The 19,128-nt window shown below is 53.9% G+C and carries 15 protein-coding genes; 5 read left to right on the top strand and 10 right to left on the bottom strand.

The features are described 5' to 3' along the window. The first annotated feature begins 57 nt into the window (after positions 1-57). Together NG42_RS03070 and fghA are read left to right on the top strand one after the other, a co-directional pair. Positions 58-1,182, top strand: coding sequence for an S-(hydroxymethyl)glutathione dehydrogenase/class III alcohol dehydrogenase (locus NG42_RS03070; RefSeq protein WP_052897724.1), 1,125 nt, complete (start codon positions 58-60; stop codon positions 1,180-1,182). Positions 1,183-1,194: 12 nt separating this feature from the next. Beyond that, on the top strand, positions 1,195-2,040 hold the full coding sequence (gene fghA / locus NG42_RS03075) for an S-formylglutathione hydrolase (RefSeq protein WP_052897726.1): 846 nt from the start codon (positions 1,195-1,197) through the stop codon (positions 2,038-2,040). Positions 2,041-2,211: 171 nt separating this feature from the next. On the opposite strand, the gene cirA is transcribed toward fghA, so the two are convergent. The 6 genes from cirA to NG42_RS03105 all read right to left on the bottom strand — a co-directional run bounded on the left by cirA (position 2,212) and on the right by NG42_RS03105 (position 9,383). Beyond that, positions 2,212-4,182, bottom strand: a complete 1,971-nt coding sequence (gene cirA, locus NG42_RS03080; protein WP_052897728.1) for a catecholate siderophore receptor CirA — start codon at positions 4,180-4,182, stop codon at positions 2,212-2,214. A gap of 192 nt (positions 4,183-4,374) precedes the next feature. Continuing rightward, positions 4,375-5,166: an ABC transporter ATP-binding protein gene (locus NG42_RS03085; RefSeq protein WP_052897730.1), complete on the bottom strand. Its 792-nt coding sequence runs from the start codon at positions 5,164-5,166 to the stop codon at positions 4,375-4,377. Continuing rightward, a complete protein-coding gene (locus NG42_RS03090) occupies positions 5,166-6,248 on the bottom strand; it encodes a FecCD family ABC transporter permease (protein ID WP_052897732.1) in 1,083 nt (360 codons plus the stop codon). Before NG42_RS03090 ends, NG42_RS03085 begins: the two co-directional genes overlap by 1 nt. 279 nt (positions 6,249-6,527) lie before the next feature. Next, the gene (locus NG42_RS03095) at positions 6,528-7,994 is read right to left on the bottom strand and encodes an amino acid permease (protein ID WP_052897734.1); all 1,467 of its coding nucleotides are present in this window, start codon (positions 7,992-7,994) and stop codon (positions 6,528-6,530) included. A 147-nt stretch (positions 7,995-8,141) separates the two neighbouring features. Next, positions 8,142-9,008, bottom strand: a complete 867-nt coding sequence (gene yieE / locus NG42_RS03100; protein WP_052897736.1) for a DNA-binding transcriptional regulator YeiE — start codon at positions 9,006-9,008, stop codon at positions 8,142-8,144. Between the two features lie 9 nt (positions 9,009-9,017). Then, positions 9,018-9,383, bottom strand: coding sequence for a YkvA family protein (locus NG42_RS03105; RefSeq protein ID WP_052897738.1), 366 nt, complete (start codon positions 9,381-9,383; stop codon positions 9,018-9,020). Between the two features lie 108 nt (positions 9,384-9,491). Between NG42_RS03105 and NG42_RS03110 the strand changes: the two genes are divergently transcribed. Both NG42_RS03110 and nfo read left to right on the top strand, forming a co-directional pair. Then, entirely contained in the window at positions 9,492-10,547 is a 1,056-nt protein-coding gene (locus NG42_RS03110; RefSeq protein ID WP_052897740.1) for a YeiH family putative sulfate export transporter, read from the top strand. A 57-nt stretch (positions 10,548-10,604) separates the two neighbouring features. Next, complete coding sequence (gene nfo / locus NG42_RS03115; RefSeq protein WP_052897742.1) at positions 10,605-11,456, top strand: deoxyribonuclease IV; 852 nt, start codon at positions 10,605-10,607, stop codon at positions 11,454-11,456. A gap of 106 nt (positions 11,457-11,562) precedes the next feature. Here the strand turns inward: nfo and NG42_RS03120 are convergent, their stop codons facing one another. The 4 genes from NG42_RS03120 to fruB all read right to left on the bottom strand — a co-directional run bounded on the left by NG42_RS03120 (position 11,563) and on the right by fruB (position 17,537). Further along, complete coding sequence (locus tag NG42_RS03120; RefSeq protein WP_052897744.1) at positions 11,563-13,509, bottom strand: hypothetical protein; 1,947 nt, start codon at positions 13,507-13,509, stop codon at positions 11,563-11,565. A gap of 248 nt (positions 13,510-13,757) precedes the next feature. Continuing rightward, complete coding sequence (fruA, locus tag NG42_RS03125; RefSeq protein WP_052897746.1) at positions 13,758-15,452, bottom strand: PTS fructose transporter subunit IIBC; 1,695 nt, start codon at positions 15,450-15,452, stop codon at positions 13,758-13,760. A 16-nt stretch (positions 15,453-15,468) separates the two neighbouring features. Next, a complete protein-coding gene (gene fruK, locus NG42_RS03130) occupies positions 15,469-16,407 on the bottom strand; it encodes a 1-phosphofructokinase (RefSeq protein WP_052897748.1) in 939 nt (312 codons plus the stop codon). Continuing rightward, the gene (gene fruB / locus NG42_RS03135) at positions 16,404-17,537 is read right to left on the bottom strand and encodes a fused PTS fructose transporter subunit IIA/HPr protein (RefSeq protein WP_052897750.1); all 1,134 of its coding nucleotides are present in this window, start codon (positions 17,535-17,537) and stop codon (positions 16,404-16,406) included. Before fruB ends, fruK begins: the two co-directional genes overlap by 4 nt. Positions 17,538-17,944: 407 nt before the next feature. On the opposite strand from fruB, the gene NG42_RS03140 reads away from it, so the two are divergent. After that, complete coding sequence (locus NG42_RS03140) at positions 17,945-19,123, top strand: sugar efflux transporter (protein ID WP_052897752.1); 1,179 nt, start codon at positions 17,945-17,947, stop codon at positions 19,121-19,123. The last annotated feature ends 5 nt before the right edge of the window (positions 19,124-19,128 follow it).

The following is a 19,128-nucleotide window of genomic DNA, read 5'->3' on the forward strand; positions in this document are numbered from 1 at the left end:
AATAAGACCAGGTGCAAATCGATCGCCTGGGACAATTTTAAACAGAGGACAAATACCGTGGAAATGATTAAAACACGCGCCGCCGTTGCCTGGGCCGCTGGCGAACCACTGAAAATTGAAGAAGTGGACCTGATGCCACCGCAAAAAGGTGAAGTGCTGGTGCGCATCGTCGCCACCGGCGTTTGCCATACCGATGCTTATACCCTTTCTGGCAAAGATCCGGAAGGCGTGTTCCCGGCAATCCTCGGCCACGAAGGCGGCGGTATTGTAGAAGCCGTGGGCGAAGGCGTGACCAGCGTAGCGGTCGGCGACCATGTGATCCCGCTGTACACCCCGGAGTGTGGCGAGTGTAAATTCTGTCGCTCTGGCAAAACTAACCTGTGTCAGGCGATCCGTTCTACGCAGGGTAAAGGTCTGATGCCGGACGGCACCACCCGTTTCTTTAAAGACGGCAAGCCGATTTTCCACTATATGGGCACCTCGACCTTCTCTGAATACACCGTACTGCCGGAAATTTCACTGGCGAAAATCAGCAAAGAAGCGCCACTGGAAGAAGTGTGCCTGCTGGGCTGCGGCGTCACCACCGGTATGGGTGCGGTTATGAACACGGCGAAAGTGAAAGAAGGCGATACCGTGGCGATTTTCGGTCTTGGCGGTATCGGTCTTTCAGCGATTATCGGCGCGAAGATGGCGAAAGCGGGTCGAATTATTGGTATCGATATCAATACCAGCAAGTTCGATCTGGCGACCAAACTGGGTGCAACCGATCTGATTAACCCGAAAGATTACGATAAACCCATTCAGGACGTGATCGTTGAGCTGACCGATGGCGGCGTGGACTTCTCGTTCGAGTGTATCGGTAACGTGAATGTGATGCGTTCCGCACTGGAGTGCTGCCATAAAGGCTGGGGTGAATCAGTGATTATTGGCGTGGCAGGTGCAGGCGAAGAGATCGCTACCCGTCCATTCCAGCTGGTGACTGGTCGCGTCTGGCGCGGTTCCGCTTTTGGTGGTGTTAAAGGTCGTTCCGAGCTGCCAGGTATCGTTCAGCGTTATATCGACGGCGAATTCCAGCTTAACGACTTTATTACCCATACCATGCCGCTGGAGCAGATTAATGACGCATTTGATCTGATGCATGAAGGCAAATCGATTCGTACCGTGGTGCACTTTAATAAGTAATCAGGAGGATTAATGCCATCCACGCTGGAGTTACTGGAAGAGCATCGCATGTTTGGCGGCTGGCAGCAGCGCTACCGCCATCCGTCATCGACGCTGAACTGTGCGATGACCTTTAGCATTTTTTTGCCAGGACCGAAGCAGGAGACGCCACCGCCGGTGGTGTACCTCCTCGCCGGACTGACCTGTACTGACGAGAACTTCACCACCAAATCCGGCGCACAGCGTATCGCCGCCGAACTGGGGCTGATTCTGGTGATGCCGGATACCAGCCCGCGTGGTGAAGGGGTGCCAAATGATGATGGTTACGATCTTGGCCAGGGTGCCGGTTTCTATCTGAATGCCACTCAGGCGCCGTGGGATCAGCATTTCCGCATGTATGATTACATCAATGAAGAGCTGCCGGCGCTGATTGCGGATAACTTCAGCGTCTGCAATCGTCAGGCGATTACCGGTCACTCGATGGGCGGTCACGGTGCGATTATGCTGGCGTTACGCAATCCAGGGAAATTCACCTCGGCTTCGGCGTTCGCGCCGATTGTGAACCCATGCTACGTTCCCTGGGGGCAAAAGGCTTTCACCCATTATCTGGGTGACGACAAACTGGCGTGGCGTGAGTATGACAGCTGCTGGCTGATGCGTCAGGCACGCGGCGAACCACTGCCGATATTAATCGACCAGGGTGACAGCGATCAGTTTCTTGCCGATCAACTGCATCCGGAGCGTTTAGAGGAAGCGGCAAAAGAGGTGGGCTGGCCGTTAACCGTGCGTATTCAGCCGGGTTATGACCACAGCTATTTCTTTATCGCCAGTTTTGTTGAGGATCATCTGCGTTTCCACGCTAAGCATTTGTTTGCCTGACGGGATCGGCGGCGATTATTAATCCTGTAGGGGAGCCGTTTTCGGCTCCCGTCCTGATGGCATGCAGGGTGCTGACCCCCGGTGTGGGCGGCGAGAACGCCGCCCCTACAAAAAGGATGCCAGCAATGCTTAAGTGACCAGCATCAGCCGTTTGCGGCTCACTTTTTTTTATCAGAATGAATAGTCCATCGCGAGGAAGTAGCGGCGGCCATCTTCGTTATAACTGTAATCATCGCGGCTCAGGTCTTTATCGGTCAGGTTTAACACCCCTGCCCGCAACTTCACCGCTTTTGTCGCCTGCCAGGAAGCACCGGTATTCCACAGGACATAACCACCCGGCGTTGCGTTATCATTGTTTAGCGTGCGGCGCTCACCGGAATAATTAGCCTGAAAATAGAATGACCAGTCCTGTAACGGTGCCCAGTCCAGCGTGCTGTTAGCGGTATGCAATGGCATCTCTTTCAGCGGTTTATTGCCGCCATTACTTAAATCACGCCCGTCGGAATAGGTGTAATTCAGCGTCAATTTCCATTGCTCGTCAAACGGCACCTTCAACTCAGTCTCGATGCCGTTAATCCGCGCTTTATTGACATTATAGTAACGGAATACCGGTTTACCGTCTTTCTCACCGACGTAGTTTGCATAATCTTTCGCCAGCTCGCGATCGGCAGTGCGCGCGATATGAATCATATCGTCGACATTGTTCTGGAAAGCGGTAATGCTACCTGTAATGCCATCCAGCCAGCCTTCATCGCCCGCATAATAGAGACCCAGCTCGAAGCTTTCGCTGGTTTCCGGTTTCAGATCCGGGCTACCGACGATCGAACAGCCCCCGCGACAGGAGTTAGTCTGCCAGTCCGGACTGAGCTGTAGCAACGATGGGGCTTTGAACGCATTCGCCCAGCCGCCTTTAACCGTGATGGTGTCGGTGGCGTTGTACACCAGATAGACGCGTGGGCTCCAGTGATCGCCGTAGGTTTCATGGTCATCCATGCGCACGCCAGCGGTCATCGCCAGCGAATCCAGCATGCGCCATTCATCTTCAACAAACAGCGCATATTGGCTGGCTGAGGTTTTACTGCCGGAACCACCGGTCAGGTTTACCGGATCGCTCAATTTATCGTGACGCCATTCGCCGCCGAAGGTCAGTAACTGACTGATGTCGCCCAGCGGCAGAACCAGCTTGCCATCCAGCGAGTTATTCTCTGAAGTGATTTTGCTGGTGGTAAAATTATCCACTTTGTCACCGTAAAAGCGCAGTTCGGTATTGCCGAAATCCCAGCGGCCATTATGATCAATGGAGTAGTTCTGGCGCTCAATACGATTTTTATTCAGTGAGTCTGAATTGCGATCCTGGCGGTTAAAACCGTAGCCGAAGTTCATATCCTGATTATCCGTCGGCGTCAGGGCGAACTCGACATTGCCGTTGCGCAGCGTGTTGCCCTCAATGCGCGGTGATTCGCCACTGCTGGCGGTGTCGGAGTGTTGTTGTTTATCTTTTTCACGCCTGCCTCCGCCGCCAAATACTTTGACGCCAAGCAGGTCGTCAACCAGCGGGCCACTGGCAAATAAGTTACCGTTATAACTGTCGCCGCGGTCGCGATTTTCCTGCACGGTGGTGTCCGCACTCAGCGTACCGTGCCAGGCTTTCCCCACTTTACGGGTGATAATATTGACCACGCCGCCCAGCGCATCCGAGCCATATAACGATGACATCGGCCCGCGCACCACTTCGATGCGCTCGATGGCGTCGGCCGGAATCCAGTTAAGATCAAAATCGTTATGACGGAATACCGCATTACGCGAGTTTACGCGTTTGCCATCAATCAGAATCAGCGTATAGCTGCTGTCGAGGCCGCGCAGGCTGACGCCTTTACGGTTATCGCCTTCATCGGTCAGTTGAACACCGGGCACGTCACGCAGCACATCACGCAAATTCTGTACCGGTTTACGTTTAATCTCGTCAGCGGTGATCACACTGATACTGGCAGGCGCATCTTTGAGATTGATTTCAGTGGCGGAGGCGGTCACCACCATTGTCTCTTCAGACTGTTTTTCGCTTTCATCAGCCATCAGGGGGAAACTTAAGGCGAGCGCGGACACACAGAGGCCCCCACGGACCACTGGATTTAAACGGAACATGCTTCTCTCCATGAGATATAAACAAAAATAAAATTAAAAAATTGCCAGCGCGACAAAGGCTGCTGATTGCTCACAATAAAAGGCGAATAACTCTTCGCTTAATTCTCCGGTTATATTCCGGAATAATATTCTTAATAGCGGGAGACGTTTATTGTCTCCCGGATAATGCAGAGAATTAACGCGATGGTGCGGTTACAGTACGGGTTCCGGCTCCGCTACCAGCCCGTCAATCAGTACTTGTGGCGTGCCCTGTGAGCAGCGTTCGATGCGCCCTTTTACCCCATAGACACGCGCCAGGCTTTCCGGTGTGATCACCTCTTCCGGCTGACCATCGGCAATTAACTCACCATTCTGCAACATTAATACGTGCTCGCCATGACGCAGCGCGATATTAATATCGTGTACCACCACCACAGTAACAATATTCCGTTTCTGTGTTTCACGCCGTACCAAATCCATAACGTGGAACTGATAATTTAAATCCAGCGCGCTGAGCGGCTCATCCAGCAATAATAATTCCGGCCGACGAATCAGCGATTGCGCTAATCCCACCAGCTGTTTCTGACCACCGGAAAGTTGATCAAGATAACTGAGCGCCAGATGCGCGATACCCAGCTGTTCCAGCAGCGACATCACTTCGTTCTCGCTGGTCGCGGTGCTGCGGCCACCGGAGGCACGCTGCGCGACAATAATCGACTCCAGCACGTGCAGATGCACGCCGGCTGGCAGTGACTGCGGCAGATAAACCACTTTGTCTGCACGCCGCGCAAACGGCTGCGCCATCAGCTCTTCGCCATTCAGCCACAGTTCACCCTTGGCGCGGTTCAGCCCGGCCAGAGAACGCAGCAGCGTCGACTTACCGCAGCCGTTAGGCCCGAGCAATACGGTAATTTTGCCGCGCGGCAGTAAGGGCACATTCAGGTTTTCAATCACCTGACGTTTTGGATAACCGGTATTGAAACCGCGAATCGATAATCCCTGCATCAGACATTCCCCCGATGACGCAAAATAATACTCAGGAAGAACGGCACGCCGACCAGTGAGGTCACGATGCCGACCGGGATAATCACGCCCGGAATCAGATTTTTCGAAGCGACAGAGGCCATCGACAGCACCAGCGCACCGGTCAGCGCACTGGCCGGTAAATAGAAGCGGTGATCTTCACCAAAAATCATGCGCGCAATATGTGGTGCCACCAGACCAATAAAGCCAATCGGCCCGACAAAGGCCACTGCCAGAGCCGACAGAATACTGATACGCAGCAGCGTACCGAGGCGCAAGCGGCGCACATCGATACCAAAACTGACCGCACGATCTTCGCCGAGGCGCAACGCTGTCAGCTTCCATGAACTCATCATCGAGAACGGTACCAGGATCAGAAATGCCAGCGTCAGCACACCGAGTTTTTCCCACGAGGCACGCGCCAGGCTGCCCATGGTCCAGAACACCAGCCCCTGTAAGGTATCTTCACTGGCGATAAACTGCATCATCGAGACCAGCGCATTAAAGGTAAACACCAGCGCGATACCGAACAGCACCACACCTGACGTAGCAACCCGCGTCCAGCGCGTGACCCCATCGAGCATCAGTGCGGCAAACAGCGCAAACACAAAGGCGTTGGCCGAGATAAACCACTGATCGGGAATCCCCGGAATACCAATACCCAGCACAATCGCCAGCGCGGCACCAAATGCCGCGGCCGAGGACACACCGAGCGTAAACGGGCTGGCGAGTGGGTTATTCAGGATAGTCTGCATCTCTGCGCCGGCCAGACCGAGCGCCATTCCCACCACCACTGCCATCAGGGCGTAAGGCAGACGGATATCCCAGACGATGACCCGGGTACCGGCATCGACGGTTTCCGGATTTACCAACGCGTGCCAGAGGGTTTCCAGCGATAAACCGGCCGGGCCAAGCGTAAAATCCAGCACCAGCGACGCGAGGATCGCCAGCAGCAGCACGCCCATAATCATTAAGCGGTGGCGTAACAGTTGTTGATAGCGTCCCATTACGCTCTGAACGGGGTTTTTCTTCGCGTACGGAATGGGCTCGTGGGTGACACTCATTATTCTCTACCTGCTATTTCTGCGTTTTAATTCAGTGATAAAGCAAACTGCCCGAAATGTTATACGGAGAATTGTAAAATTTATACCCTGGTACGTAACGTCGTCCTTCGTTGGCGGCATTCCCGTTACTCAAACCCGAACCATCCTGTTCACAGCTGAAAATGTAACGGCTGTAACAATAAAGCAAATGATAATAGTTATCAATGCAATTTCCAGCAACAGTTTACGGATGCAAAAAAGGCGCGGAAACCGCGCCTTAAAAGGATTAATCAGAATGAGTTACCCTTTAAATTTGGGAAACTCCATCTCGCTGTACTTCACGAAACGGCTGCCGCGTGACAGCTTGTAGCCAAACCAGATCAGCAGGAATAACGGAATACCAATATAGGTCGCCGTGACGCCATACCAGTCAATGCGGTCTTCAAGGAACGCCTGATAGTTCTGACCCAGTGTAATAATCAGACAAAGCACAAAGGCAAAGATCGGACCCAGCGGGAAGAAACCAGAACGGTAAGGCAGATCGGCAATATCATGGCCCTGCGCCACATAGCCGCGACGGAAGCGGTAATGACTGATGGCGATACCCAACCAGGCGATAAATCCGGTCATGCCTGAAGTATTCAGCAGCCAGAGGTAAACTTCCTGATTGCCAAACATCGAGGTAAAGAAGCACAGCATCGCGACCACTGTGGTGGCATACAGCGCATTGCGCGGCACACCGCCTTTCGATAACTTGGCGAAAATACGCGGCGCTTTACCTTCGCTGGCCAGCGTGTACAGCATACGTGTGGAAGCGTACATGCCTGAATTGCCGGCAGAAAGCACCGCAGTAAGGATAACCGCATTCATGACCGCCGCCGCCGACAACAGACCCGCATGCTGGAACACCAGCGTAAACGGACTGACGCTGATATCTTTCACATCATTACGCAGCAGGCTCGGATCGGTATACGGAATGATCAGGCTAATAATCAGAATGGCAAACACATAGAACAGCAGAATACGCCAGAACACCTGACGCACCGCGCGCGGAATATTTTTCGCCGGATCTTCGGATTCACCAGCAGCAATACCGATCAGCTCAGTCCCCTGGAAAGAAAAGCCAACGATCATCGCCACACCAATCATCGCGGCAAATCCGCCGGAGAACGGCGCGTCCCCTACCTGCCAGTTGTGCCAGCCCGCCGTCTCAGCGCCGCGCATAATCCCGGTAATCATCAGTACGCCCACGGCAATAAACAGCACCACCGTGACCACTTTGATCAGCGAGAACCAGTATTCCGCTTCACCAAAACCTTTTACCGAGATGTAGTTCAGCAGGAACATCAGCGTGAGGAATAATGCACTCCAGATCCAGCCGGGGGTATCCGGGAACCAGTAGTTCATCACCAGCTGTGATGCCACCAGATCGACGGCGATGGTCACTGCCCAGTTGTACCAGTAGTTCCAGCCCAGCGCGAAGCCGAAACCTTCTTCTACGTATTTGGAGCCATAAGTGGAGAAAGAGCCGGAAACCGGCATAAATGCCGCCAGCTCGCCAAGGCTGGTCATCAGGAAATAAACCATCAGGCCAATCAGCATATAAGACAGTAGCGCGCCGCCGGGGCCCGCCTGAGAAATGGTTGCCCCGGAGGCAACAAACAGCCCGGTACCAATCGATCCGCCAATGGCGATCATCGTCAGGTGACGAGCCTTCAGTTCGCGTCTTAACGCAGGTGGTTGTGTTGTTTTTGTGTCCTGAACCATGAATTAACGCTATCCTGGGTTAAAATGAGGCGCGATTGTAGCAAATCCCCCCCGCAGGTATAGCGATACCGCGAGGTTATAAGTTAGCTTCATAATCCGCCGGGGATCATTAGTAATCGCAGGATAAAACCTTCATAAGATGCGGATTTACTCAACACAATAGCTGAGGAATCGCGACAGCGCCTTCGACACATGCTTCTGCCGGTGACGAATGCGGTACAAGGTGCGCGACAGCTTCGGCAGCGGAATCTTCACCTCCACCAGCGACCCCACTTCCAGCTGGTCGGCAATCACCCGGCGCGATAAACAGCTGATCCCCATACCGTGGCGTACCGCATGTTTAATCGCTTCCGAGTTACCCAGCTCCATTGCCAGCTCAAACTGCGGCAAATGCGATAACAGCAGATAATCGACAATTTCACGCGTACCAGAGCCGCGCTCACGCAAAATCCACTGCATTTTTGCCAGGCTGTCGAGCGTCACCGGCTGATGCAGCAAGGGCGCATCCGGCGCGGCAAACACCACCAGCTCATCCTCCAGCCAGGGTTCACTGATCAGTTCGCTCATATGGCACGGCCCTTCGATCAAGCCGACATCGACGCGGAAATCCGCCACCGCATTAATCACGTCCTGACTGTTGCCGACACTCAGCTCCAGCGGCAAATGGGGAAAATCGCGGCGATAGCCCGCAATCATGCCTGGCAGCAGATAGTTGCCGATGGTACTGCTGGCATAAATCCGGATAGCACCATTATCTTCGCGGAACAGCTGTTCGATCTCGCCGGCCTGCTCCAGCAGCCCGACCGCCCGCGGATAAAGCAAACGCCCATGTTCGTTCACCACCAGCCGCTTGCCGACGCGATCAAATAATTGCACGCCCAGCTGCCCTTCCAGATCGGCCAATGCGGCGCTGACTGCCGATTGCGAAAGCGCCAGCACCTGCGAAGCCTGGGTGGTGGAACCACTCTTCAGTACTTCAGTAAACACTTCTACCTGACGCAATGTGATATGCATCGTGATTCCTTACAACATCCAGTGAACAATGGCATACGCCAGCAATATCAGCCACAGCAGCACAATAACCAGCAGCGTGGCGCTGAGCCCCTTTCTTTTATTATCTGGTGAGGGCCCGTCGATGCGCATCGCGGCATCTGCCCTCACCTCATCCGGCAGTAATTTCAGCAGCATGCTGATACCCAGCGGCACCACTATCGCATCATCCAGCCAGCCGACCACGGGAATCACATCGGGAATGAGATCCAGCGGGCTGATCAGGTACAGCGCAACCACACCCAGTAACCCTTTGATGTACAGGGGAGTCTGCGGATTGCGACAGGCGTACCACATCATGGTCAAATTACTTTTGAATTTCACTATGCGTCTGAACATTCTGCACTCCGCCTTTAACACTTATTCCGGTTAATAATAAATATATAATCAATTTCTCTTTTAAGCCAGCGCACTCCACACTAACAGCATGGAAACAGGAGGTGTTTGATGGCTGAACTCACATTTTTTAAACCACAAACTGGCCCAGCGCCACTGGCGGCCGGGCTGCTGCTAACGGCGACAATTGCCGCGGCGACTATCTGGCTCGGCAATCAGCCGTCGGTGGCGTCGCTCGGCCTTGGTGCGCTGACACTGGCAATTGTGGCAGGCATGCTGGTGGGTAACACCCTTTATCCTCGTCTGCAACGCGCCTGCGATCCGGGCGTGATACTGGCTAAACAGCGTCTGTTAAGGCTGGGTATTGTGCTGTATGGCTTTCGCCTGACCTTTCAGCAAATTGCTGATGTCGGGCTTAGCGGTATCGTGATTGATGTGCTGACGCTCTGCTCCACCTTTGCCATCGCCTGCTGGCTGGGTCGCCAGGTATTTGGCCTCGACCGTGAAACCCGCTGGTTAATTGGTGCCGGCAGCAGTATCTGTGGCGCCGCCGCGATTCTGGCGACCCAACCGGTAATCAAAGCCGATTCGGCCAAAGTGGCGGTGGCGATTGCCACCGTGGTGATTTTCGGCACGCTGGCGATCTTTATTTATCCGCTGCTCTGGCCGCTGGTCAGCTCGCTAATACCGGGGATAACTGCCAACGAGTACGGTATTTTCACCGGTTCGACCCTGCATGAAGTGGCACAAGTGGTGGCCGCCGGACATGCCATTGGTCCGGACGCGGAAAATGCGGCAGTGATCGCGAAAATGCTGCGCGTGATGATGCTGGCACCGTTTCTGCTGTTTCTCACCCTGTTGATTCGACGCGATGCTCCGGCCGGAATGGTGCAAGGCGGCATTCAGTTCCCGTGGTTTGCCCTGTTGTTTATTGTCGTGACGCTATTTAACTCTTTACATCTGCTGCCGGTTTCCCTGGTGAACAGCCTTAATCAGCTGGATACCTTACTGCTGGCGATGGCGATGGCCGCGCTGGGCTTAACCACCCACCTGAGCGCACTGAAACGCGCTGGCGTGCGTCCGTTATTAATGGCGTTGCTGCTGTTTATCTGGCTGATCGTCGGTGGCGGGATGATCAATCTCGGCGTTCAGCATTTGATGGGCTAGTGGCTTCGGTTATCATAAGCGCTTGCAGTATCGCAGAACCCCCAACAGGAGAACGGCATGAAATATATTGGCGCCCACGTCAGCGCAGCAGGCGGCGTGGATCAGGCGGTCATTCGCGCACACCAACTGGAAGCCACAGCCTTCGCGCTGTTCACCAAAAACCAACGTCAGTGGCGTGCCGCACCGCTAAGTGCTGAAGTGATTGCCGCGTTTCGCGCGGCCTGTGAAAAATATCACTACAGCTCAGCGCAGATCCTGCCGCACGACAGCTATCTGATTAACCTCGGTCATCCGGTTGAAGAAGCGCTGGAAAAATCCCGCGACGCCTTTCTCGATGAGATGCAACGCTGTGAACAACTGGGTTTATCACTGCTGAATTTCCATCCCGGCAGCCACCTGCATCAGATTGACGAGCATGAGTGCCTGAAGCGCATTGCCGAGTCGATTAACATCGTGCTCGACAAAACCGCAGGCGTGACCGCAGTGATTGAAAACACCGCCGGACAGGGGAGCAACCTCGGTTTCCGTTTTGAGCAGCTGGCAGAAATTATCGCCGGTGTGGAAGATAAATCGCGGGTTGGCGTTTGCATCGATACCTGCCACGCCTTTGCCGGTGGCTACGATCTGCGTACTGAAGAAGAGTGTGTCAAAACCTTTGCCGAGTTTGAACGCGTGGTCGGTTTTCAGTATCTGCGCGGTATGCATCTGAATGATGCCAAAAGTGAATTTAACAGCCGGGTTGACCGCCATCACAGTCTGGGCGAAGGCAATATCGGCAAAACGGTATTTAGCTGGCTGATGAAAGACAGCCGTTTCGACGGCATTCCGATGATCCTTGAAACCGTCAATCCGGATATCTGGAAAGATGAGATTGCCTGGTTAAAATCGGAACAAAAGTCTGTCAATTAAGCCCTTCTGATGCTGGTGTTTCTACAGGGGCGGCATCTTCGCCGCCCGTATCAATGGCTGGCCTCCTGGGAGCCGAAAACGGCTCCCCTACTCCTGGCGACACCCGCTACTGACTTATCACCTCATACCTCACCGACACGCCCTGTTTTACCCAAATCTTATTACGATACTGCGACCAGATAATGCTGGACTGATTACCGGCGAGCTTTTCTCCCAGCTGAACATCGCTGAGGGCAGCGTTAACCTTGCGGGCAATATCCGCCGCGGCAGCAAAGCGGTCTTTTGCAGCGGTGGTAATATCATAATGTTGCTCACCACTGGGGCGCTGAACGGTAAAGCGGATGATTTTGCCGTTAAAATCATCCCCTTCCTTGCTGAGGAACGCCTGCTGGCTGGCACTGTTAAGCGACCACTCAGAAACGGGGGCGTGATCCAGCGCTTGCGTGGTGAGCGTGACGCGATAACCTTCGCGCACCTTATCCTCCGGCAGCCACAGCCAGTTCAGATACTGACTGGCCAGCGGAGCGCCAGGGACGATTTCAGCATCGCTGTTTTTTTGTTGTGGACCGGCCTTAAGCATGCCGTTCTGCTGGTTGATGGCATTACCGATCAGCAGCGGCCAGCTAAACTGATTGAGCAGCGACGGATCGGAGCCGTCAAACTCAAGCTTGCCGGAATCGCTGTCCACCCGGTGGTTATTCTTGTCAGTCACTTCCCAGCTGATACGCTGCGGCTGGCGGCGCTCTGTATCACTAAAAACATTGCCGTCAATATTCAGCTGCGGTAGCAGTTTTGACGCGATATCGTCCGTTGCAGGTAGCGGGTAAGCATAGACCTCCTTGTCGACGCTGATGTAAAACCGGTCATTCCAGAGAGCCGGCGTGGATATCTGTTTAAAGTTTCCTTTAATTTCCACAATATTCCGTACCTGAGCGCCGTCTGGCGAAAAGCCGAGTACCCCGACCGAAGCTTCCGGGTTGTTGCGAATATAGCTGCGGTACGCCCAGCCGGTTTGCGGGTCAGTAATCACCAGTCCGGTAAACCGATTGCCGTGGGCTGACTGCGCCGGGCTTTCTGGCAATGAAATGTGGAATAGCCCCTTACCGGTATGGCGATCCACAGCGTAAATTTCATCATCCCAGGCTTCGTAAAGCTGGCTCTGAAGGCCAAAGCTATAATATCTTGGATCGTTATTAAGTTCTTTATCCGGGTTTTGCCAGACCCACTCCGGCGCGGTTGACTGATTAAATGGATTAAACTTCACAATCTCATTCGAGATCAGGTTGCGTGGACTGTAGACATTTCCCTCTTCATCCTGAATCGTTAAGCTCGCGTTGGTAATGGATAACTGCCGCTCCCCAGCCGTTCCGGTTTCCGCATCCAGCAGATAACCACCATCCTGACCGAAACGAACCTCCGTGCCGATAAACAGCTGGTTGCGGTTAGCGTTTATGGCTGCAAAGGTGAATACGCCTTCAAGCGGAGTCGTCCAGATATATTCTCCCGGACTGTTAAACTTATTGTTAAGAGCGTAAACGTTGCGGTTTATCGGTGTTCCGCCGGAAATATTCTTGAGGGCAGAAACGTAGATATTTTTATCGTCCTTACTGAAAATTATATTATGGATATAATTGACCTTATCGTTCTTAAAAACTATATCCTTATTTGCATAATGATCTTCCGAAGAATATTTTTCGATTAAAGAAAAGCCTGTTTCATCCCCCGTGCGCATAAAGGATGTCAGATAGAGTGCGCCGTCTTTACCCAGCACGGGTTTAACGCCGGTTGATGAACCGCCAGCTTGCTGTTTTATAATGACATTTCCATTTTTATCCAGGGTATAAAACCCCATAATTTGAGGTGTGGCGGTGGCCTGTTCATAAACCGCAATGCCTGTCCCCTCCTCCGTAACCATGACGCTGGTCACCGGGGCATCCAGTGTGGTTTTCCACAGGGGGTCAGTCACGACACTATTTGCTAGTGTAATATTCGGCATGCTAATAATCAGGGGGCTGAGAATAGCCGCCAGTGACAGCATTCGTAATTTACGCATTATTTATTCCATTAAATAGAAAATGTAAGTTCTCTGACTATTTGAACAGAATTCATATGCCGCACTGATGATTTGTATTTATTATATTATTAACCACAGGTTAAATACGTCGATGACTCTTTTGGCTTTTCAAATTCTGACCAATAAGTGCGAAGGCAATGCGGTTTATATTCAGGCAAACTATCGACAATAATCGGTCAGAAACAAAAAAGGCGCGGAAATCCGCGCCTTTGATTTATCCACTTTTATCAGGCTTTCGCCAGCTCGGCTTCCGGTCGTTTCAGCACCGCATAACCCAGACCAGCTAACAGCGTACCGGCGATAATCGCGACCAGATAACCGACCACCGGGGTAATCGCACCTGGAATCAGCAGCACAAACAGACCGCCGTGAGGCGCCATCAGTTTGGCACCGACCGCCATGGAAATGGCGCCGGTCACCGCACCACCGACGATACAGCATGGCAATACACGCATCGGGTCACGGGCTGCAAACGGAATCGCACCCTCGGAGATAAAGCACAGGCCGAGAACCAGCGCGGCTTTACCGCCTTCTTGCTGACCCTTGTTAAATTTACGACGCGCAACCAGCGTTGCCACACCCATCGCCAGCGGTGGCACCATACCGGCTGCCATAATCGCCGCCATCGGTGCGTAGGTTTGCGAACTCAGCAAGCCAACGCCAAAGGCATAAGCCACTTTATTTACCGGTCCACCCATATCGGTACACATCATGCCGCCAAGAATCGCGCCCAGCAGTACCGCATTCGCCGTGCCCATATTCGCCAGCCAGCTGGTCAGTCCAGACATAATGCCGGCGACCGGTTTACCCACCACATAGATCATCAGCAAGCCGGTAATCAGGCTGGCAAACAGCGGGATAATCAGAATCGGTTTCAGCGCCTCCATACTTTGCGGCAGCTTCACTTTGCCACTGATCAGTTTGGCCGCGTAACCGGCAATAAAACCAGCGATGATACCGCCAAGGAAACCGGCATTGATGCTGGTCGCCAGCATACCGCCAATCAGACCCGGCGTCAGACCCGGACGGTCAGCAATCGAGAAAGCGATATAGCCCGCCAGCACCGGCACCATTAAGGCAAACGCGCTGCCGCCACCGATCTGCATCAGCGCTGCGGCCAGCGTGCCCTCTTCCTTAAAGGCAGTAATACCAAATGCAAAGGAGAGCGCGATACACAGACCACCGGCAACCACCATCGGCAGCATGTAAGAAACGCCGGTCAGCAGATGACGATATGCGCCTGCGCTCTCTTTTTTCTGCTCGCCCGTGGCAGCTTGTTGTCCGCCCTGTGGCTGATAAGTTCTCGCTTCAGCGACTGCTTTATCCAGTTCCTGCGCGGTTTTTTTCAGTGCCAGACTGGTTGAAGTACGGTACATCGGCTTACCGGCAAATTTTGCCAGATCGACTTCAATATCTGCTGCGACAATCACCAGATCGGCCGCCGCCACTTCTTCAGCGGTAATCGTATTACCGGCACCGACGGAGCCACGGGTTTCCACTTTCACCCACCAGCCGCGTTTCGTCGCTTCGGTCTGGATAGCTTCCGCCGCCATAAAGGTGTGCGCCACGCCGGTAGGACAGGCGGTTATCGCCACAATACGCTTCTGGCCGCCACTTTCACTCACGTCAGCCGGAGCTGCAACCGCGACCGGAGCCTGCCAGGGTTTGGCTTCTGCCTGCGCATTAGCCAGAAAACTTTCTGGCTGGCGCAGCGCCTGTTCAATATTGCCCAGCCATACAACTTTGCCATTCAGCGCACTGTCAGCGGGTACCGTATTCCCTGCTACCGCCACCAGCTCTGCTTCTGCCGGATTTTCCGTCAGGGTCAGTCCGGTTTTCGCCGCAGCGGCGGTGAGTACATTTTTTGCCAGATAGCGGGTCGCCAGTCCCAGCGAAGTATCAATTATCAGCAGCGTTTTCATTATGTCTCTCCTGCTGTCAGTTAAAAGGTTTCAGGTCGACGCGCGCCATCATTGCGGCCAACTGGGTACGATCGGTAACGCCTACATTACTTTGGCTGACGGCCATTGCCGCCACAGCCGTTGCCAGACGCAGTGTGTGCTCACTGGACTCGCGCATCAGCAGGCCATAAATCAGGCCGCCGACCATGGAGTCACCGGCACCAACGGTGCTGACCACTTCACAGGCTGGCGGTTTGGCGATCCACTCACCGGAAGCATTCACCCACAGTGCGCCTTCTGCGCCGAGGGAAATCACCACATGGGCAATGCCCTGCTCACGCAGCGCATGGGCGGCTTCGATCACATCCTGTAGGGTTGGTAATTTACGCCCGGCCCAGATTTCCAGCTCGCGACGATTAGGTTTAACCAGCCACGGTGCCGCTTTTAGTCCGGCGACCAGCGCTTCACGACTGCTGTCGAAAATGATGCAAGGGCAATGAGTACGCAGCGCGGTCATCCATTCGGTAAAGGCTTCCGGCGACACGCCTGCCGGTAAACTGCCGCTGACGCACACCATATCGAACTGGCCAAGCCAGCTCAGGGAATCGGCGCTAAAGCGCTCCCAGTCCTGCCCGCTGACGTCAAAGCCGGAGAAATTCAGGTCAGTCACATCACCGTCTTTCTCTGTCAGCTTGACGTTAATACGAGTACGGCCCGGCACCACCTGAAAGCGGTTGGCAATCCCCAACTCGCTGAACAGCTGCTGAAAACCATCCTGATTCTCTTTACCGAGGAAGCCACCGACGGTGACGTCGATACCTAAATCTTTCAGCACTTTGGCAACGTTAATCCCTTTACCCGCCGCATGCAGGCCGGTGGTTTTCACCAGATTAACTTCGCCACGCTCGACTTCCGGGCAGTAACCCACCAGGTCATACGCGGGATTGAGAGTAATCGTTGCGACACGTCTGCTCATGCTGCCCCCTCGCCCAGTCCGGAAGTAATAGCTTGTTCGATGGCATCCAGCGCTTGCTGCGCATCTTCACCGCTGGCGGTAAAGCGCAGGCGGTGACCTTTTTTCACCCCTAATGCCACCACTTTCATCAGGCTGCGTCCGTTAGCCGGTTTCCCGCTGCCATCAAGGTTAGTCACGGTGATATCACTGTTAAATTGCTTGATTACGCTGACCAGCGCCGTACCCGGACGCGCATGCAAGCCATGCTCATTGCGGATAGTAAACTCTGCGGTCAGCACTTCAGCCTGCTCGTCGACGACGCGGGTTAACAGCGCTAACACGCCCGGACCATCGGCCTTTAACAGGCGTTCCGCTTTCTGATCAATCAGCAGATCGCTTAAATAGTTCAGCACCTTCAGCGGCTGTTCGTCGTTAACCGCGACGGTGATCAGCATTGCCGCTTTCTCGCCTGCCACCTCAAAGGCATTGGCGCTACGGCTGACCGCCACTGCACTGCCGAGATTGCCGACGGTACTGTCATTCAGCCAGATGCCCTGACCGAGGTTAAGTGGCTTAGCGGAGATCACGCTGCTGACAAAGCTGGCATCCACCGCGCCTGCGTGCTGCAAGCGACCGGCATTCAGTGCCTGTAACGTCATCAGGTCGCTGGCGGCGACATCAAGCGCAATTAATGAGGTATCAAACTTGAATTCGGCACCCTGCTTCTCGCCCATCAGGATGCTGCGCAACTCTTCGGCGGAAGGGGTGGTTTTCAGCTGTTCAGCCACGCTGTCGTCGCTCAGCACATGGGTAAGCTGGCGTAATAGCGCCAAATGCTCATCAGAACGCGCAGCTATGCCAATAGCGACATACGCCGTCTGATCCTCACCCCAGCTAATCCCCTGTGGGAACTGGAAAACCTGCACCCCGGTTTTCAGCACCAGATCGCGGGTGTCCGTGGTGCCGTGCGGGATCGCAATGCCATTGCCAAGAAAGGTTGAGGTCTGTTTTTCGCGCGCAAGCATGCCATCAACATAAGCATCGCCAACATTGCCTGCCGCAGTGAGCGCGGCAGCAACCTGACGGATAGCGTCTTCTTTGTCGCTGGCACTGGCGCCGGTGTGAATAGCGTTAACATCTAGCTGGAACATAATTCTCCTCTCCCGCCGAAATTGAATCGTTTCAGCTCTATTGAGAAAAAAAGCGTTATCTGCTGACTAATAAACTGATGAGACAACGCTGAAACGTTTCAAGGAGTGTGGTACAGCATGCTCCTTACTGGCAAGTTTTACCGGAAGTGATATAGCAGATTTTTGACCTTACGCACATTTCGTTGGAATTTTTCAGAAAAAGCCAACAGTGCATCTGCCATTTTGCTGAAGTGGACAGAATGTAAGGCAGACTGGCTTCAGCGCTATCAGCAAACTTCAGCTGACAGGAGTTGCCCGTGCCTTTTGCAAAAAATGCCGGATCGCTTTCTTAACAAATGAAACGCCTTTTTAAAAAATCATCAGAGGCGTAGAATTGCCCGCTCATTTCATAAGGCAATTCATCTTTCATGCAAACTCCTGGTGCGGCCACCCGTCGCCTGCCCGATATCAGCTCGGCAGCCTTTCTGGTGGTGGCTTTTCTGACCGGTATTGCCGGCGCATTACAGACTCCGACGCTCAGCCTGTTTCTGTCGACTGAAGTGCATGCACGCCCCTTTATGGTCGGGCTATTTTTCACTGGCAGTGCGGTAATCGGTATCGCAGTCAGTCAGCTGCTGGCGGCGCGATCCGACCGTAAAGGCGATCGCCGGACGTTGATCTTTCAGTGTTGTCTGCTGGGTGCTCTCGCTTCGATACTGTTTGCCTGGAACCGTAACTACTTTGTGCTGCTGTTTATCGGCGTGCTGCTTTCCAGCTTTGGTTCCACCGCCAACCCGCAAATGTTTGCGCTGGCGCGGGAGCATGCCGATCGCACCGGCCGCGAAGCCGTGATGTTCACCACGATTATGCGCGCCCAGATCTCGCTGGCATGGGTGATCGGGCCACCGATTGCCTTCGCACTGGCGCTGGGTTTTGGTTTTAAGGTGATGTACGCCTGCGCTGCCCTCGCTTTTGTCTGCTGTGCGCTGATCGTCAGATTTCTGCTGCCATCGATGCAAAGAACCGCGGTAAAAACCACCGCGACGCTGCAAGCACCGATTGGTCACCGCCGCGATACGCTGCTGCTGTTTATTGGCTGCACCCTGATGTGGGCCTGCACCGGCATTTACCTGATTAATATGCCCCTGTATCTGGTACACGAGCTGAATCTGCCGGAAAAACTGGCGGGACAACTGATGGGACTGGCTGCTGGCCTGGAGATTCCGGTGATGCTGATTGCCGGATATTGCGCCCGACGCTTCAGCAAACGCGCACTGATGCGCTGCGCGGGGCTTTCAGGATTCCTGTTTTTTGTCGGATTATTGTGGGTAGACAGCGCAATCCCGCTGCTGCTGTTACAGGCGCTGAACGCCATCTTTATTGGCATTCTGGCGGGCATCGGCATGCTCTATTTTCAGGATCTGATGCCAGGCCAGGCAGGCGCGGCGACGACGCTGTTCAGTAATTCCACCCGCGTCGGCTGGATTCTGGCGGGTTCACTGACCGGGGTGGTGGCGGAATTCTGGGGTTATCACGCGGTATTTTACTGCACGTTACTGATGATGCTCGGCACACTTTACTGTATGTGGCGGATTAACGACGCCTGAGGCGG

Source organism: Winslowiella iniecta, assembly GCF_001267535.1.
Lineage (GTDB): Bacteria > Pseudomonadota > Gammaproteobacteria > Enterobacterales > Enterobacteriaceae > Erwinia > Erwinia iniecta.

Excerpts from the sequence above, each read along its gene's own strand:
- cirA (WP_052897728.1), bottom strand. The coding sequence starts at position 4,182 with ATGTTCCGTTTAAATCCAGTGGTCCGTGGGGGCCTCTGTGTGTCCGCG.
- fruB (WP_052897750.1), bottom strand. The coding sequence starts at position 17,537 with ATGTTCCAGCTAGATGTTAACGCTATTCACACCGGCGCCAGTGCCAGC.
- fghA (WP_052897726.1), top strand. The coding sequence starts at position 1,195 with ATGCCATCCACGCTGGAGTTACTGGAAGAGCATCGCATGTTTGGCGGC.
- fruA (WP_052897746.1), bottom strand. The coding sequence starts at position 15,452 with ATGAAAACGCTGCTGATAATTGATACTTCGCTGGGACTGGCGACCCGC.
- NG42_RS03085 (WP_052897730.1), bottom strand. The coding sequence starts at position 5,166 with ATGCAGGGATTATCGATTCGCGGTTTCAATACCGGTTATCCAAAACGT.
- NG42_RS03140 (WP_052897752.1), top strand. The coding sequence starts at position 17,945 with ATGCAAACTCCTGGTGCGGCCACCCGTCGCCTGCCCGATATCAGCTCG.
- yieE (WP_052897736.1), bottom strand. The coding sequence starts at position 9,008 with ATGCATATCACATTGCGTCAGGTAGAAGTGTTTACTGAAGTACTGAAG.
- NG42_RS03105 (WP_052897738.1), bottom strand. The coding sequence starts at position 9,383 with ATGTTCAGACGCATAGTGAAATTCAAAAGTAATTTGACCATGATGTGG.
- NG42_RS03110 (WP_052897740.1), top strand. The coding sequence starts at position 9,492 with ATGGCTGAACTCACATTTTTTAAACCACAAACTGGCCCAGCGCCACTG.
- NG42_RS03120 (WP_052897744.1), bottom strand. The coding sequence starts at position 13,509 with ATGCGTAAATTACGAATGCTGTCACTGGCGGCTATTCTCAGCCCCCTG.
- fruK (WP_052897748.1), bottom strand. The coding sequence starts at position 16,407 with ATGAGCAGACGTGTCGCAACGATTACTCTCAATCCCGCGTATGACCTG.
- NG42_RS03095 (WP_052897734.1), bottom strand. The coding sequence starts at position 7,994 with ATGGTTCAGGACACAAAAACAACACAACCACCTGCGTTAAGACGCGAA.
- NG42_RS03090 (WP_052897732.1), bottom strand. The coding sequence starts at position 6,248 with ATGAGTGTCACCCACGAGCCCATTCCGTACGCGAAGAAAAACCCCGTT.
- nfo (WP_052897742.1), top strand. The coding sequence starts at position 10,605 with ATGAAATATATTGGCGCCCACGTCAGCGCAGCAGGCGGCGTGGATCAG.